The 15,811-nt window shown below is 67.1% G+C and carries 16 protein-coding genes; 6 read left to right on the top strand and 10 right to left on the bottom strand.

The window, feature by feature from the left end; genetic code table 11:
- Positions 1 to 135 precede the first annotated feature (135 nt).
- Positions 136 to 1,044: an alpha/beta fold hydrolase gene (locus ACSQ3N_RS15870; protein ID WP_056171824.1), complete on the bottom strand. Its 909-nt coding sequence runs from the start codon at positions 1,042 to 1,044 to the stop codon at positions 136 to 138.
- Between the two features lie 241 nt (positions 1,045 to 1,285).
- Between ACSQ3N_RS15870 and ACSQ3N_RS15865 the strand changes: the two genes are divergently transcribed.
- Positions 1,286 to 2,347 carry an aldo/keto reductase gene (locus tag ACSQ3N_RS15865; protein ID WP_436146762.1) on the top strand — a complete coding sequence of 354 codons (1,062 nt, stop codon included), beginning with the start codon at positions 1,286 to 1,288 and terminating at the stop codon, positions 2,345 to 2,347.
- A gap of 214 nt (positions 2,348 to 2,561) precedes the next feature.
- Here ACSQ3N_RS15865 and ACSQ3N_RS15860 read toward each other — a convergent pair whose 3' ends face one another.
- The gene (locus tag ACSQ3N_RS15860) at positions 2,562 to 3,992 is read right to left on the bottom strand and encodes a M20 family metallopeptidase (protein ID WP_056171821.1); all 1,431 of its coding nucleotides are present in this window, start codon (positions 3,990 to 3,992) and stop codon (positions 2,562 to 2,564) included.
- Positions 3,993 to 4,030: 38 nt separating this feature from the next.
- Positions 4,031 to 5,041: a Bug family tripartite tricarboxylate transporter substrate binding protein gene (locus ACSQ3N_RS15855; RefSeq protein WP_056171819.1), complete on the bottom strand. Its 1,011-nt coding sequence runs from the start codon at positions 5,039 to 5,041 to the stop codon at positions 4,031 to 4,033.
- A gap of 177 nt (positions 5,042 to 5,218) precedes the next feature.
- Between ACSQ3N_RS15855 and ACSQ3N_RS15850 the strand changes: the two genes are divergently transcribed.
- The 3 genes from ACSQ3N_RS15850 to plsY all read left to right on the top strand — a co-directional run bounded on the left by ACSQ3N_RS15850 (position 5,219) and on the right by plsY (position 7,483).
- The gene (locus tag ACSQ3N_RS15850) at positions 5,219 to 6,178 is read left to right on the top strand and encodes a LysR family transcriptional regulator (protein WP_056171817.1); all 960 of its coding nucleotides are present in this window, start codon (positions 5,219 to 5,221) and stop codon (positions 6,176 to 6,178) included.
- A 91-nt stretch (positions 6,179 to 6,269) separates the two neighbouring features.
- Complete coding sequence (locus ACSQ3N_RS15845; protein ID WP_056171815.1) at positions 6,270 to 6,761, top strand: aminoacyl-tRNA deacylase; 492 nt, start codon at positions 6,270 to 6,272, stop codon at positions 6,759 to 6,761.
- A gap of 56 nt (positions 6,762 to 6,817) precedes the next feature.
- Positions 6,818 to 7,483 (top strand): glycerol-3-phosphate 1-O-acyltransferase PlsY, encoded by a 666-nt coding sequence (plsY, locus tag ACSQ3N_RS15840; protein WP_056171812.1) that lies wholly within the window; start codon positions 6,818 to 6,820, stop codon positions 7,481 to 7,483.
- 140 nt (positions 7,484 to 7,623) lie between these two features.
- Here the strand turns inward: plsY and ACSQ3N_RS15835 are convergent, their stop codons facing one another.
- The 3 genes from ACSQ3N_RS15835 to ACSQ3N_RS15825 all read right to left on the bottom strand — a co-directional run bounded on the left by ACSQ3N_RS15835 (position 7,624) and on the right by ACSQ3N_RS15825 (position 9,994).
- Positions 7,624 to 8,643 carry an HD-GYP domain-containing protein gene (locus ACSQ3N_RS15835; RefSeq protein WP_056171810.1) on the bottom strand — a complete coding sequence of 340 codons (1,020 nt, stop codon included), beginning with the start codon at positions 8,641 to 8,643 and terminating at the stop codon, positions 7,624 to 7,626.
- 48 nt (positions 8,644 to 8,691) lie between these two features.
- A complete protein-coding gene (locus ACSQ3N_RS15830) occupies positions 8,692 to 9,339 on the bottom strand; it encodes a retropepsin-like aspartic protease family protein (protein ID WP_436146761.1) in 648 nt (215 codons plus the stop codon).
- 169 nt (positions 9,340 to 9,508) lie between these two features.
- A complete protein-coding gene (locus ACSQ3N_RS15825) occupies positions 9,509 to 9,994 on the bottom strand; it encodes a YajQ family cyclic di-GMP-binding protein (protein ID WP_056171806.1) in 486 nt (161 codons plus the stop codon).
- Positions 9,995 to 10,074: 80 nt separating this feature from the next.
- Here ACSQ3N_RS15825 and murB point away from each other — a divergent pair, with 80 nt between their 5' ends.
- Complete coding sequence (gene murB, locus ACSQ3N_RS15820; RefSeq protein WP_436146760.1) at positions 10,075 to 11,151, top strand: UDP-N-acetylmuramate dehydrogenase; 1,077 nt, start codon at positions 10,075 to 10,077, stop codon at positions 11,149 to 11,151.
- Positions 11,152 to 11,407: 256 nt separating this feature from the next.
- On the opposite strand, the gene argG is transcribed toward murB, so the two are convergent.
- From argG to ACSQ3N_RS15800, 4 genes are all read right to left on the bottom strand, one after another.
- On the bottom strand, positions 11,408 to 12,745 hold the full coding sequence (argG, locus tag ACSQ3N_RS15815) for an argininosuccinate synthase (RefSeq protein ID WP_396504554.1): 1,338 nt from the start codon (positions 12,743 to 12,745) through the stop codon (positions 11,408 to 11,410).
- Between the two features lie 38 nt (positions 12,746 to 12,783).
- Complete coding sequence (locus ACSQ3N_RS15810) at positions 12,784 to 13,101, bottom strand: pyrimidine/purine nucleoside phosphorylase (RefSeq protein ID WP_436146759.1); 318 nt, start codon at positions 13,099 to 13,101, stop codon at positions 12,784 to 12,786.
- 172 nt (positions 13,102 to 13,273) lie between these two features.
- Entirely contained in the window at positions 13,274 to 13,915 is a 642-nt protein-coding gene (locus ACSQ3N_RS15805) for a glycine zipper 2TM domain-containing protein (RefSeq protein WP_436146758.1), read from the bottom strand.
- Positions 13,916 to 14,050: 135 nt separating this feature from the next.
- On the bottom strand, positions 14,051 to 14,437 hold the full coding sequence (locus tag ACSQ3N_RS15800; protein ID WP_436146757.1) for an arsenate reductase: 387 nt from the start codon (positions 14,435 to 14,437) through the stop codon (positions 14,051 to 14,053).
- 48 nt (positions 14,438 to 14,485) lie between these two features.
- On the opposite strand from ACSQ3N_RS15800, the gene folC reads away from it, so the two are divergent.
- A complete protein-coding gene (gene folC, locus ACSQ3N_RS15795) occupies positions 14,486 to 15,811 on the top strand; it encodes a bifunctional tetrahydrofolate synthase/dihydrofolate synthase (protein WP_436146756.1) in 1,326 nt (441 codons plus the stop codon).

The following is a 15,811-nucleotide window of genomic DNA, read 5'->3' as shown; positions in this document are numbered from 1 at the left end:
AAGCCCTCAGGAGCGCTGCCCGCCGGGCCGCAGAGGGGCCGCGGCACCGCTGTCAGTGAATGAAAATGTCAAAAATGATAGCTGCTGGCGCTTGCTGGTCGAGCGGTAGCGAGCATTTTGATGGTGCTAGGCGCTTCAGGCGGCGGCCAGGAACGTTTCGATCAGCTGCGCCACCTGCCCGGGCTGGTCGTGGTGCAGCATGTGCCCGGCGTCCTGCACGACGGCGGTGCGCACGTCGCGCACATGGGTCAGGCGCTGGTGGTATTCCTCCAGGCTGTACCTGCCCTTCCACCACTGGCCCAGGCTGTCGTCGCTGGCTTCCACCGCCAGCACGGGGGCGGCGATGCGGTCGTACAGCGCCAGCGCCTCGTCCAGCCGGTAGAGCTGCGCGCTGGTGATCTTGTGGGCCGGGTCGCCCAGGATCTCCCACTGGCCCTGGGCGTTGGGCCGGGCCCAGTGGCCGGCCAGCCAGCGGGCCTTGTCCTCGGACAGGCGCGGGTTGGTCTTCATCAGCCGGCGGGCCACGCCGTCCTGGCTGTCGTAGGTCTTGAGGGCCAGCTCGCCGCTGCGCAGCTGCTTGAGCTCGTCGATCCACTGCGCATAGCGCTTGGGCGCCTGCTCGGGCTTGGAGGCGGGCATGCCGAAGCCCTCCAGGTTGACCAGGCGGCGGATGCGCTCGGGCCGCACGCCCGCATACATCATGGCGATGTTGCCGCCCATGCTGTGGCCCACCAGGTCGATGGCTTCGCCGGGGGCGTAGTGGTCCAGCAGCATGTCCAGGTCGGCCAGGTAGTCGGCAAAGAAGTAGTGGTCGGCCTGCGCGGTGGAGGTAAGGCCGAAGCCGCGCCAGTCGGGCGCGATGATGCGGCGCTCCTGCTGTAGTGCGTCCACGGTGAACTGGTAGGACGCACCCACGTCCATCCAGCCGTGCAGCAGCACCAGCGTGGGCAGCGGGCTGTGTTCCGGGCCCCAGTGGCGGACGTGGTAGGTCAGGTGGCGCAGGGGCAGCGTGCTGCTGCGGGAGGGCTTGAGCGGGGTGTACATGGGCGGCGGCGCGAAGTGGGGCAGCAGGAAGGTCCCGCAAAGCGCAGGGCCTGCGGGTGTCCCTGGATGGTAATGGGGCGGCCCGCTGCACCGCCGCCATCGGTGTCGCCTGCGCGGCTGGTGGGGCGGCGGGTGGCGCAGGGGCGAGGCAGGCTCTTCGGGCCGCCCTGGGGCGGCCTGCAGAGCGCAGCGAAATCCATTATTCTGCGCAGTCCTTCGTTTGCCCGTACTCCTTCTTTCCATGCAAAAAATCCAACTCGGCACCAGCGATCTGCAGGTCACTCCCATCTGCCTGGGCACCATGACTTTTGGCGAGCAGGTGGCAGAGGCCGATTCGCACGCCATCCTCACGCGCTCGCTCGACCGGGGTGTGAACTTCATCGACACGGCCGAGATGTACTCGGTGCCGGCCAAGGCCGAGACCTTTGGCGCCACCGAGACCATCATCGGCAACTGGTTCGCCAAGAACCCCGGCGCGCGCCAGAAGCTGGTGGTGGCCACCAAGGTCGCAGGCCCCTCGCGCGGCATGCCCTGGGTGCGTGAAGGCAAGGGCATGACGCCGGCCGACATCGTGGCCTCGTGCGACGCCAGCCTGCGCCGCCTGCAGACCGATGTGATCGACCTCTACCAGATCCACTGGCCCGAGCGCCACGTGCCCGCCTTCGGCAACCTGTACTACGACCCCGCCAAGGAAACGTCGCAGACCCCCATCCACGAACAGCTGCAAGCCCTGGCCGGCCTGGTCCAGGCCGGCAAGGTGCGCCACATCGGCCTGTCCAACGAGAGCCCTTACGGCGTGCACGAATTCGTGCGCCTGGCCGAGCAGCACGGCCTGCCGCGCGTGGCCACGGTGCAAAACCCGTACTGCCTGATCAACCGCACCTGGGAAAACGGCCTGGACGAAACCTGCCACCGCCTGAACGTGTCGCTGCTGGCGTACTCCCCGCTGGGCTTCGGTTTGCTGACCGGCAAGTACGACGACGGCGGCCTCACCGGCCCGGGCGCTCCGCAGGGCGCGCGCATCGCCACCTACGAGTCGGTGCGCAAGCAGCGCTGGGGCCGACCCGAGGCGCTGGCCGCATCGCGCCGCTACAACCAGCTGGCCCGCGACAACGGCCTCACGCCCACACAACTGGCCCTGGCGTTCTGCTACACCAAGTGGCAGGTCGCCAGCACCATCATCGGCGTGACGTCGGTGGCGCAACTGGACGAAGACCTGAACGCCTGGGACACCAAGCTGTCGCCCGAGGTGCTGCAGGCGATCGACGCAATCCGCTGGGAAATACGCGACCCTGCACTGTGACGCTCCCCCCTGAGTCGCCTGCAGCGCCTCGGTGCAGCCACGGGACGTGGCAGCCCTTCGGGCACGTCCAAGCCTGCGCAGGCAGGCTCGGAGCCGCGGCCCTCAGCCCCTGAGGGGGACGACACCCTCGCTGCGGGGCGGCCCTTGCTGGGTGTCTCTCGCCTGGGGCCGCACCAGTTTTTTAGGCCACGCGCGACGGGTCGCGGCCAGTAGCTCACACCGTCGACGGGGCTACTTGTGTGGTCAGCGCGCCTTCCTTCCACGGCACGCCGTGGGCCTCGCCCAAATCCCAGAACAAGCCGGCCATCACCGCAAGCCCTTCGCGCGCCACCGACGCCAGCAGATGCTCGTTGGGTGCGTGCTGCGCGCAGGCCGGGTACGAATGCGGCACCCACAGCGTGGGCAGGCCCAACTGGTCGGCAAAGATGTCGTTGGGCAGCGAGCCCGCCAGGTTGGGCAGCAGCGTGGCGGCCTGGCCGGCGCTGGACTGCAGCGAGGCCAGGGTCCAGTCCACCCAGGGGTTGTGCAGGTCCAGCCGCGTGGCCCCGCACACCATGCCCATGGTGATCTCCACATCAGCGAAACCATGGGCGTCCAGGTGCTCGCGCAGCGTGCGTTCCACGTTGCGCCAGTCGGTGCCCACCACGAAGCGCAGCTGGCAGTGCGCCACCGCGCTGGACGGAATGGCATTGATCGGACGTTGCGCATTGCCGGAGCCCAGCGCCAGCACCTCCAGCGTATTCCAGCCCACCAACTGCTCGGCGGGCGTAAGGCCCGGCTCGCCCCAGCCGGGCGTGAGCGCGGGGTCGTCCGCACCGGCGCCGATCACCACGTCTTTCAGCGCGGTGCGCAGCTTGTCGGGCACCGAGGGCGGCAGCAGGCCTTTGACGAGGATGCGGCCCTGGGCATCCACCAGCGTTGCCAGCGCATGCGTGACCACCGTGGCCGGGTTGGCCAGCACGCCGCCCCAGTTGCCCGAGTGGTAGGCCTTGTCGCGGCTGCGCACGGTGAGCGAGAAGTTGATCGCGCCGCGCGACCCGAGAAAGAGGGTGGGGTGGCCCGCATTCACGCGGGGGCCGTCGCTGGCGACGAACAGGTCGGCCTTCAGCTCATCGCTGTGCTGCTCGCAGAACGCCGCCAGGCCGGGCGAGCCCGCTTCCTCGCCCATCTCCATGATCAAGGTCACGTTGTAGCCCAGGCGGCCGCTGCGCGCTTCGATGGCGTGGGCGAGGGCGGCCAGGCTCACCGTGTGCTGGCCCTTGTTGTCCGCCGTGCCGCGGCCGTACCAGCGGTTGCCTTCGATGGTCATCTCCCAGGGAGAGAGGCCCTCGCGCCAGTTGCTCTCCTGCCCGTTGACCACGTCGCCGTGGCCGTAGGTGAGCACGGTGGGCAGGGCCGGGTCTTCCACGCGCCGCGCGACGAGGAACGGCCCACCCTGGGGCGAGGGGTTGTCCAGCACCTGGCAGTCGAAGCCCAGGGGCGCCAGCCACGGCACCATTTCATCGGTAAGGTACAGGCGCAGTTCGGGCGGCACCTTGCCGGTGTCGCTCTCGGTGCGCCAGGCCACGCGGCGGCGCAGGTCGCCCTCGAAGCGGCCGTCGTCGAAGTAGTGCTGGACGCTGTCTATCAGTTGTTCGCGGGTCATCGTGCGGGTCCTTCCTGAGGTTGTCGTCTCTGCATTCATCAGTCCACCACGATCTTGGCGCGGTGGGCCAGTGCGCGGTAGCGGCCGATCTCGTTGTCCATGGCGGTGTGCATGGCTTTGGGGCCGATGAACACCGGCTCCATGCCCTGGGCGCGGATTTGCTCCTGCAACTGCGGGTCGCGCAGGGCGGCTTCCACTTCCTTGAGCAGCTTGTCCACGATGGGCGCCGGCGTGCGCGCGGGCGCTGCCACGGCGTACCAGCCGTCGAAGGCCGCGTCGGGCAGCTTGAGCTCCTGCACGGTGGGCACCGTGGGCAGGGCGCGGGCGCGCTCGTTGCCCGCAATGGCCAGGGCGCGCAGCTTGCCGGACCGCACGTGCGGCGCGGCGCTGGCCACGGTGTCGACGGCCATCTGGATCTCGCCGCCGATCAGGCCCATCATGGCCTGGGCGCTGCCGCGGTAGGGCACGTCCTGCAGGCGCACATCGGCCGCCTGCTCGATCAGCGCGCCCACCAGGTGCGGTGCAGAGCCCGAGCCGAAGGTGGCGTAGTTGATGGTCTTGGGCGCGGCTTTGGCCGCTGCCAGCAGCCCCGCCAGGTCCTTGTACGGCGAGGTGGCACTGACCACCACCACCAGCGGTGCGCGCGCAATGATGGCCACCGGGGCCAGGTCCTTGAGCGGGTCGTAGGGCAGCTTGGGGCGCAGCGCGGCGTTGACGGTGTAGCTGGTGGAGCCCGACACCAGCAGGGTGTAGCCATCGGGCTCGGCTTTGACCACGCTGTCGGTGCCGATGATGGTGGAGGCGCCGGGCTTGTTGTCGACGACGACCGGCTGGCCCAGGCGGGTGGCCAGCTTCTGGCCCAGCGCGCGGGCCACGGCGTCGGTGCCGCCGCCGGGCGGAAACGGCACCACCAGGCGCACGGACCGCTGGGGCCACGCATCCGGCTGCGCAGCCGTCTGGGCGAAGGAGGGGGTGCCGACACCGGCAAGGATTGCCAAGGTGGCCAGTACGGCGGACAACAACGAGGGGCGAACGAGGCGTTTTTTCATGCGGACTCCGGTGGTGAGGCCTGGGCGCAGGTTGCAGCTGCCACAAGGCGGCGCGGCATGTGCACACGGGCATGGGTGAATTGGAGCCCTAAGCCATGCAAGATGGAAGCCGGTTTACCATTGCTTTGAATAGAGATTTGGCAACTGACCATTGCCTTTTTGTGACTGGACGCCGCCATGCCGATTTCACTGCTCAGCCTGCCCGTGCGCTACTTTCTGGAGGTGGCGCGCACGGGCTCCGTCAACCAGGCGGCGCAGCGCCTGCATGTGGCGGCCTCGGCCGTGAGCCGCCAGCTGGGCAAGCTGGAGGACAGCCTGGGCGTGGTGCTGTTCGAGCGCCAGGCACGCGGCATGGCGCTGACCGAGGCAGGCACCCACCTCTTGGCCCACGCCAATGCGCACGACGCGCAAGCGACCGAACTCGTGGATCAACTGCAGGGCTTGTCGGCCCAGGGCGCCGTGCGCGTGCGCGTGGCCTGTACCGAGGGTTTTGCCGCCACCTTCATGCCGCTGGTGATGTCCAGCTTTCGGCAGGCCCACCCGCAGGTGCAGCTGCAATTGCAGGTGGCCGTGCCGCAGGAGGTGTCGGCCCTGGTGCTGCGCGGGGAGGTCGACCTGGCGCTCAAATACAGCGTGGCGCCCGAGAAGGGGCTGCAGGTGCTGCACTCGGCCATCGCACCCATCTACGCGATCATGCCGGCGCAGCACCCGCTGGCGCGCCAGCGCAGCGTGTCGGTGGCCGATGTGGTGCGCTACCCGCTGCTGATGGGCGCCAACAGCACCACCGGACGGCAGCTGTTCGACCTGAGCTGCGCGGTGCAGGGGCTGCGCTATGTGCCGGCGGTGGAGAGCAACTTCTCGTCCGCGCTGCTGCCGCTGCTCAGCGGCCAGGACGTGGCGCTGGCCAGCTACCTGACCGCGGCGCGCTGGGTGGAAGCGGGCCTGCTGGCGGCCCGGCCTTTCGACGAGGCGCAGCTGCAGCAGCGGCGCCTGCAGGTACTGGCGGGGGACGGGCGGGTACCGTCGGCGCTGGTGCAGCAGTTCACCGATGCGCTGGTGGCCGCCATCGAGCAGTACGGCAAGCGCAAGGTCGGGCGGCGCAAGGCACGGGGCGCCGCGCAGTCCGCGTGGCCGTGACGGCGCGGGCGGCACTGGCGTCGGCAGCCGTCGCACGGCGGGCGGGCGGCTCGGCAAGTGGCTACCATTCGCTTCCTACCCAGACCGCACCATGGCCAAGAAAGAACACGTCTCCGAAACCCAAGCCACCCAGTTGCTCAAGGCGAACAAGGTCGCCTTCACCGAGCATCCGTACGAGTACCTGGAGCACGGCGGCGCGCTGCACAGTGCCGAGGTGCTGGGGCTCGATCCTTTCACCGTCGTCAAGACGCTGGTGATGCAGGACCAGGACGCCAAGCCGCTCCTGGTGCTGATGCACGGCAACCGCAAGGTCTCCACCAAGAATCTGGCGCGCCAGATCGGCGCCAAATCGGTGGAGCCGTGCGCGCCGGAGGTGGCCAACCGGCACAGCGGCTACTTGGTGGGCGGCACCTCGCCGTTCGGCACGCGGCGCACCATGCCGGTGTACATCGAAGAGACCATTCTGGAACTGCCCCGCATCGCCATCAACGGCGGGCGGCGGGGCTTTCTGGTGCAGCTGGACCCGCAGGTGTGCGTGCAGTTGCTGGGTGCCAAGCCCGTGCACTGCGCGCTGGCAGAATAGGCCGCCCTGACCACAGCCCGCCAGAAGGCTGATCCACCGACCAACGAGGAATTGCTTTGACTGCCGTCTACCCCCTGCTTGCCACCGTGGCCGCCTACCTGCTGGGCTCGCTGTCGTTCGCCGTCATCGTGACGCGCGTCATGGGCCTGAGCGACCCGCGCACCTACGGCAGCAAGAACCCTGGCGCCACGAACGTGCTGCGCTCGGGCTCCAAGGCCGCGGCCATCATCACGTTGCTGCTTGATGCCCTGAAGGGCTGGCTGCCCGTGGCGCTGGTGATGTGGTTCGGCCACCCCTATGGCCTGGAAGACGGCACGGTGGCCATGGTGGGCCTGGCGGCGTTCCTGGGGCATCTGTGGCCCCTGTTCTTCCGCTTCGAGGGCGGCAAGGGCGTGGCCACCGCACTGGGCGTGCTGATGGGCATCAGCCCGTGGCTGGGCCTGGCCACCGCGCTCACCTGGGTCATCATCGCGTTCTTCTTTCGGTACTCGTCGCTGGCCTCGCTGGTGGCTGCGGCGTTTGCGCCTGTGTACTACCTGCTGGTGGATGGCGTGGTCTGGTATGCCGAAGGCACGATTGCGGCGTCCATCGTGGTGATGGCGCTGCTGCTTGCTTGGCGCCACAAGGAAAACATCCAGCGGCTGATTGCGGGCAAGGAGTCGCGCCTGGGCAGCAAGAAGGCCAAGCCGGGCGCAGAGGCTGCGGGCAAGAGCACCAAGTAGTGGGTTCTAGGGGTTTGGCGGGGTGTGCAGGTCGTACGGCTTGCGCGGGCCGTTGCCTACCCTGTGTCAGCCCCACCGTACCGGCCGACGCATCAAACCACGGTGCCTGGCGTGGCGTGTTGGCCTGAGCTGACCTGGGGCTAGAGCGTGCTCGGGCCCGTCGGAAAGCTGCGCGGCCCGGCGCTGTGCTGTGCCGCATACAGGCCCAGCCGCATCATCGTGCGGTGGTTGAGCTCCAGGCTCACGGCAGACCGGGCCAGGGCCGACTGGATGCGCGGCTTGCCGCTGGCGGTCTGGTACAGGCTCGGCTGCGCATGGTGTTGGCCGCTGCGGTCCAGCAGGCTCGCGACCAGCGGGTGGTTGGCTTTTTCGCTGCGGCGCAGCACGATGGCGGTTTCACCGTTGTCCAGCTTCACAAAGGTGCCCGGCGGGCACAGGCCGATGGAGCGCACCAGCGTGTAGCTCACCTCGTCGCGCTGGTCGATCTCCTGCCCCACGATGGCCCGTACTGAGTCGGTCGCGCTGCGGCCGGCGCGGGACTTGCGCGGGCTGATCATGGCCGCGTAGCGGTCGATGGTGCCCAGGATGCGGGTGAGGCGGTCTTCAGGGTCTTGCTGCGCCAGCGGCACCCGGTCGGCAATGCTGGCATGGTGCTGCCCCACCACATCCAGCCACAGAGCGTCGCTGATGAACAGGCGCTCCAGCACCAGCATGCTTTCTTCGGGGTGGCCCTTGATCGCCTCTTGCTGCGCGCTGGTGGGGCGTTCGCGCTGCTCGGCCAGCTCGTCCTGCAGGGCGGTCATGCCGATGTTCATCGTCAGGGCTGCGCGCACCAGGCTGTCGCGTTCACGCTGGGGCAGCTGCAGCTCCTGCGCCATGATGTGGCACAGCGTGCCGCACACCAGCGCGTGCGACGCGCTGTAACCCACGGTGGACGTGGACGCCAGCTGGAACATCAAATACAGCGCCGCATCGATGTCGTGCGCAACCAGGTCCTGCAGCCAGCCGTCGAACTGGCGCACCTTGGCCGGAAAGTCCTGCACCTGCAGCGGCCGCGAGAGCAGCACCGACAGGGCGGCCTCCAGGTCCGACCACAGGCTCAGCAGGTCCTCGTATTCGCCTTCGGCGTGGTGGTTTCCGTTGGGGTATTGGACGGACATGGCCGGGTGTGGGGGGCGTGCTGGGGTGCTTGTGGGCTGGCTGCGCGGTCAGTTGCGCTTTTCCAGCACCATCTCGTTGTTGATGCGGGTCATCTGGAACTCGTTCAGCAGGCTGTTGCCCAGCAGCACATAGGGCATGGGTTGGGGCGTGATGACCGCCTCGATACCGAACACTTCCACGTCGCCCAGCCGCACGGAATCGAGCTTGATGCGCCAGCCCTGCGTGACGCCGTTGGCGGTGTTCATGCGCACCGGCTGGCCGTTCAGGTAGTTCAAGCCCATGCGGTCGGCATCCGCACGTCCGATGGCCACCGACGACGCGCCGGTGTCCACCATGTATTGCATCACCCGTCCGTTGATCATGCCGCTGTTCAAGAAATGCCCGCGGCTGTCGGCCATCAGCACCACGCGCTTGCCGCTGCCGCCCTTTCTGCCTACGCTCACCGGCGCTTCGCCAAGGCGCAGCACCCGCTGCGCACCCTTGACCTCGACCGTGGCCTCGTCCTTGCCTACGGACAAGACCTTGACCCCCTGGAACTCATCCCCTGCGCCCAATGCCCGCGGCGGATGCGCATCCACCACCAGCAGCGCCTTGCTGCCCAGCATGCCCGCAATGCCCACCGACTGGGCGTGCGCCAAGGCAGGTGCCAAGCACAAGGCGGCGATGGCGAGAGAAACAAACGATCGGGTTTTCATGGATTCACCGCTCTGGGTTGTGCAGCGACTGCGCTTCGAGACTGTCGCTGCCCAGGCCAGCAGACGCCGCGCAAGGGCCGCCCCGCCGCGCTGGCGTCGTCCCCCTTCCCGCGCAAAGCGCGAGAGAAGGGGAAAGGCGCGCAGCGCCTCAGGGGGTTGCCACACAGGCCTAGTCCCTGAAGTTGTCGAACGACAGCGGCACGTCCGTCACATCCTTGCGGATCAGCGCCATGGCAGCCTGCAGGTCGTCGCGCTTGGCGCCGGTCACGCGCACCTTGTCTTCCTGGATGGCGCCCTGGACCTTGAGCTTGCTCTCCTTGAGCAGCTTCTGGATCTTCTTGGCCAGCTCGCTCTCGATGCCGTTCTTCACCTTGATGACCTGCTTGACTTTGTCGCCGCCGATCTTCTGCACGTCGCCCATGTCCAGAAAGCGCACATCCACATTGCGCTTGGTGAGCTTGTTGCGCAGCACGTCTTCGATCTGGGTGAGCTGGAAGTCGGCATCGCCGACCAGGGTGATGTCCTTGTCCTTGATTTCGATGCTGGCCGATGTGCCCTTGAAGTCGAAACGGGTGGCGATTTCCTTGGCGGTGTTCTCGACCGCGTTCTTCACTTCGACCAAGTTGGCTTCGCAGACGGTGTCAAAAGATGGCATGGTGACTACTCTCAATCAATCTCGGGGAAACAGGGGGTGTGGGCAGGGGGCACGCAAGGCCCGATGCGACAATCGGGCCAATGGTAGTCGAGAAAAACGCCCCTTTGCAGCCCTGCAACACCTTTGGCATCGCTGCGCGCGCCCAGACCCTGGTGCGCATCCACGCGTCGTCGGATGTACTGGCCGTGCTGGCCGACCCGCAACTGGCGCCCGCCCCCAAGTTCGTGCTGGGCGGCGGCAGCAACATCATCCTGACCGGCGACGTGAAGCCCGTGGTGCTCAAGATGGAGATCAAGGGTCTGCGCCTGGTCGAGGAAACGCCCAAGGCCTGGATCGTGGAGGCCGGCGCCGGCGAGGCCTGGCACGACTGCGTGGCCTGGACGCTGGCGAACGGCTTTCCGGGGCTGGAAAACCTGGCGCTCATCCCGGGCACGGTGGGTGCATCGCCCGTGCAGAACATCGGCGCCTACGGCGTGGAGCTGCAGGACCGGTTCGAGTCCCTGGACGCCATCGACCTGGCGACAGGCCGCACCTTCACGCTCGATGCGGCGCAGTGCGGCTTTGGCTACCGGGACTCGGTGTTCAAACACGGCGCACCCTCGGACGCCGTGGGCGCGGACGGCCTGCCGCGCGGTATGGGTCTGGAAGGGCGGGCCGTCATCACCCATGTGCGCTTTCATTTGCCCAAGCCCTGGAAGCCGGTGCTGGGCTACGTGGACCTGGAGCGGCGCATGGCCGACGAGAATGTGCAGCAGCCCACCGCCCAGCAGATCTTCGACTGGATCTGCGAGATTCGCCGCGCCAAGCTGCCCGACCCCGCGGTGGTGGGCAACGCCGGCAGCTTCTTCAAGAACCCCACGGTCTCGCCCGACCAGTGCGCCGACATCATCGCCCGCGAGCCGCGCATCGTGCACTACCCCATGCCGGACGGCAGCATCAAGCTGGCCGCCGGCTGGCTCATCGACGCCTGCGGCTGGAAAGGCAAGTCCATCGGCAAGGCGGGCGTGTACGAAAAGCAGGCGCTGGTCCTGGTGAATCGGGGGCGGGGCGCCGACAGCGTGACCGGCGGCGAGGTGATGACCCTGGCCAAGGCGATCCAGACCAGCGTGTACGAGCGCTTCGGCATCCGGCTGGAGCCTGAGCCGGTGGTGGTGTAGCGCGTTCGGCCTGGCGGTGCCCCAGCCGGGTAGGGGTGCACGGAGCCCCTCACCATGAAAAAAGCCACCGGATCTGTTGATCGGTGGCTTTGCTATTTATTTGATAGCTGCTAGCGCTTGTCTATCAAGCGGTAGGGGCTATTTTTGTGCTTAGGGAACACTGGTGCAGCCTGGGGAGCCGTGCTCCGTGGCACCGTGGCAGGTGGGTGGGGTGGGGCGGCCGGGATTGCTCTCCGGTGCCGCACCCACCTGGGCCTCACTTGCGGTCGTTATCCAGCTGCGCCAGGGCCGCGTTGCCGCCCAGCGACAGCAGGCCGGACTTGGCGTACACGCCCAGCTTGTTGCGCGTGTCCGAGATGTCCAGGTTGCGCATGGTCAGCTGGCCGATGCGGTCCAGCGGGCTGAACGGCGCGTCTTCGACCTTTTCCATCGACAGGCGCTCGGGCGCGTAGGTCAGGTTGGGCGATTCGGTGTTCAGCAGGGAGTAGTCGTTGCCGCGGCGCAGTTCCAGCGTCACCGTGCCGGTGATGGCGCGCGCCACCCAGCGCTGGGCGGTTTCGCGCAGCATGATGGCCTGGGGGTCGAACCAGCGGCCCTGGTACAGCAGGCGGCCCAGTTTCAGGCCGTTCATGCGGTACTGCTCGATGGTGTCTTCGTTGTGGATGCCGGTCACCAGGCGCTCGTAGGCGATGTGCAGCAGTGCCAGGCCCGGGGCCTCGTAGATGCCGCGGCTCTTGGCTTCAATGATGCGGTTCTCGATCTGGTCGCTCATGCCCAGGCCGTGGCGTCCGCCGATGCGGTTGGCTTCCAGGATCAGCTCGACCGGGTCGTTGAACTCCTTGCCGTTCAGGGCGACAGGCTGGCCTTCATGGAAGGTCACCGAGACTTCTTCGGCCTTGACCGCCACATCGTCCTTCCAGAACGCGACGCCCATGATGGGGTTCACGATGCGGATGCCGCTGGACAGGAACTCCAGGTCCTTGGCTTCGTGCGTCGCGCCCAGCATGTTGCTGTCGGTGCTGTAGGCCTTCTCGGCGCTCATCTTGTAGCCGAAGCCCGCTTGCGTCATGAACGCCGACATCTCGGCCCGGCCACCCAGCTCGTCGATGAACAGCTGGTCCAGCCAGGGCTTGTAGATCTTGAGCGACGGGTTGGTCAGCAGGCCGTAGCGGTAGAAGCGCTCGATGTCGTTGCCCTTGAAGGTCGAGCCGTCGCCCCAGATGTTGACGTCGTCTTCCTTCATGGCCGCCACCAGCATGGTGCCGGTCACGGCACGGCCCAGGGGCGTGGTGTTGAAGTAGGTCAGGCCGCCGGTGCTGATGTGAAAGGCGCCGGCCTGCAGGGCGGCAATGCCTTCATGCGCCAGCTGCACGCGGCAGTCGATCAGGCGGGCCTTCTCGGCGCCGTACTCCATCGCCTTGCGGGGGATGGCGTCGTAGTCGGGCTCGTCAGGCTGGCCCAGGTTGGCGGTGTAGGCGTAGGGCACGGCGCCCTTGAGCTTCATCCAGTGCAGCGCTGCGCTGGTGTCGAGGCCGCCGGAGAAGGCGATGCCGACCTTCTGGCCGGTGGGCAGGTTTTGGAGGATGGTGGCCATTGCGGTGTCCGTAGTCGTCGTCGAGGGTGAAGGGCGGATCAGCCGAAGTGGCAGATGTAGTGATAAGCCTCGGCCACGCGGATGTCGAACTTGGAGTTGCCCGGTACGCTGAACTTCTCGCCCGCCGCGGACTTCACCCAGCTGTCGGTGCCGTCGAGCTTGTACTCGCACGAGCCCGCCACGCATTCCATGATTTCGGGCGCGCCGGTGTTGAACGTCAGCGTTGCGGGCAGCACCACGCCCACCGACTTCTTCGTGCCATCAGGGAAGGTGATGCCGTGGCTCACGCACTTGCCGTCAAAGTACACGTTGGCCTGGGTGGTGACGGACACGCCGTCGATTTTTTCGGTGGTCATGGATGCGCTGGTTTGGGTTGGAGGAAACCCGCGATTTTAGGGTAGGGGGCGTGGCCTGCCCGCCAGCGCGCTCGCGGTGTCTGTGCCGTGCGGCGCGGCGGGTTTGCAAAGGCCATGAAAAAAGAGCCCTCAAAGGGCTCTCTTCGGCTACCGAGCGGGCCCTGCGAGGGGCTTAGCGCCAGTAAGGGTTGCGGTGGTGGTAGGGGCGGTCGTACCCGTACTCGATCACCGTGACGGGGGGCGTCACGTACGTGGGCTGCTGGTAAACAGGTTGCACCGGGTAGGTCGACGTGACCACGCCAGGCTGGCTGTACACGCCTTGCTGCGCATACGGGTCGGGCTGCGTGGAATAGGTCTGACCGGGCTGCACGCTCACCGGAATCCAGCGGCCTGGGTCATGCTGGGTGCGGGTGGTGTACTGGCGGCCGGCATATTCATAGACCACGTCGTAGCCCACGGTGCGGTTCTGGTAGTACGTCTCGGTCTGGCAGCGCTGCACGTTCTGGTACTGCGGCTGGCCGCCTTCGATCTGGTTGCCGATCACGGCGCCACCGATCAGGCCGATGGCTGTGGCGGCCGCACGGCCGCTGCCCTTGCCGATGGCATTGCCGGCTGCACCACCGGCAATCGCGCCCACTACGGCGCCAGCGCCGGTGGTGCGGTTGCCGTTGTAGACGGTTTCATTGCCGCAGACCTGCTGGGGCGTGGCGATTTGCTGCACGACAGGCGTGGCCGACAGCACGCGGCCCTGTTCCTGGGCGCTGGCCACCGTGGCAATGGCTGCGATGGCGGAAAAAATGACGATCTTTTTCATGGAGAAACTCCTTTCTGGTCGGTACATAACGCACCAGACTGTGGAAAAGTTTAGGCCTGCGAGGTCAATTCCGGGCCGTGGAGCCGTAAATCTGCGTAAAGATTTGTGCGATATCTCCGGTCTTCACGCATTGATTCAGGCTTTTTCGCTCTCGCCGCGCCAAGCCAGCCACTGATCAGGCACAAAACCTACTGAAACATGGGTCTTGCCCCCTTGGCGCCACTCCACCACCGGGCGCTTGACGACACTGGGCTGGGCCTGGAGGAGGGTGCTGGCACTGCTTTCGTCCTTCACGGCCGACTGGGTGTCAGAGTCGAGCTTGCGCCAGGTGGTTCCCTGGCGGTTGACCAGCTTTTCCCAGCCTACGGCGTTCATCCAGCCGGGCAACCGGTCGGCGGGCACGCCCTGTTTCTTGAAGTCGTGGAACACGTGCTCCAGCCCCTGGTCCGTGAACCAGGCGCGGGATTTCTTGACCGTGTCGCAGTTGGGAATGCCGTAGAGAGTGATGTGTGAGGTTGTCATGGCGCACATCATCCGGCAATTGCGCGGTGGGCGACAATCCCGCCCTGTATGCACACCACCCATCACACTCTGGAAGACTGGCTGCGCCACTGCGAGCAGCTGCACCCCCGCAACATCGACATGGGCCTCGACCGTGTGCGCGAGGTGGCCCAGCGCATGGCGCTGCGTTTCGACTGCCCCGTAGTCACCGTCGCGGGCACCAACGGCAAAGGCTCCACCTGCGCCATGCTGGAGGCCGTGGCGCTGCAGTCCGGTTACCGCACGGGGGTGTACACGTCGCCCCACCTCGTGCACTTTGAAGAACGCTGCCGCATCCATGGCGAGATCGTGGGTGCTTCTGATTTGATAGCGCACTTCGCTGCCGTGGAAAGCGCCAGGGTGCAAAACGGCGATGAAATTTCGCTCACGTATTTTGAATTCACCACGCTGGCCATCCTGCGCCTGATGAGCCAGTCGCGCCTGGACCTGGCCATCCTGGAGGTGGGCCTGGGCGGGCGGCTCGATGCCACGAATGTGATCGATGCCGACTGCGCCATCATCACCAGCATCGACATCGACCACACCGAGTTTCTGGGCCCCGACCGGGAGAGCATTGGCCGCGAAAAGGCCGGCATCATGCGCACCGGCCGCCCCGTGGTGGTCAGCGACCCGATGGCTCCGCAGAGCGTGGTGGACCATGCCCTGGAGATCGGCGCGGACCTGTGGCGCTTTGGCCAGGACTTCAACTTTTCGGGCGACAAGCAGCAGTGGAGCTGGGCCGGGCGGGGCCGCCGCTACGCCGGCATGGCCTACCCGTCGTTGCGCGGCGCCAACCAGCTGATCAACGCGTCGGGCGTGCTGGCGGCGTTCGAGGCCCTGCGCGAGCGCATCCCCGTCACCGCCCAGGCGGTGCGCAACGGCTTGGCTATGGTCGAGCTGCCCGGCCGCTTCCAGATCGTGCCGGGCCAGCCCACGCTGGTGCTGGACGTGGCGCACAACCCGCACTCGGTGGCGGCGCTCACGGCCAATCTGGATGCGATGGGGTTCTTTCCCACCACCCACGCCGTCTTCGGAGCCATGGCCGACAAGGATCTGGCGCCCATGCTGGCCAAGGTGGGGCCGCTGATCGACCGCTGGTACTTCACCAACCTGCCCACGCCCCGGGCCGAGACGGCGGCCGTGCTGCAGCAGAAATGGAACGCCGTGCACATGGTGGCGGGCGGGCGCCGCGCTGTGGAGTCGAGCTTGCACGCAGACCCCGTGGCAGCCCTGCAGGCGGCGGTCGAGGCGGCAGACCCCGCTGATAGAATCGTGGTCTTTGGCTCGTTTTACACGGTGGGCGGTGTGCTGATCAACGGAACACCCCGCCTGCACGCCAAACATCTGGGCCAATAG

Source organism: Acidovorax sp. LjRoot194, from assembly GCF_964253015.1.
In the GTDB taxonomy this organism is placed as follows: domain Bacteria; phylum Pseudomonadota; class Gammaproteobacteria; order Burkholderiales; family Burkholderiaceae_C; genus Acidovorax.
Note: the sequence above shows the minus strand (reverse complement) of the source record. Positions and strands in the feature narration are given on the sequence as shown.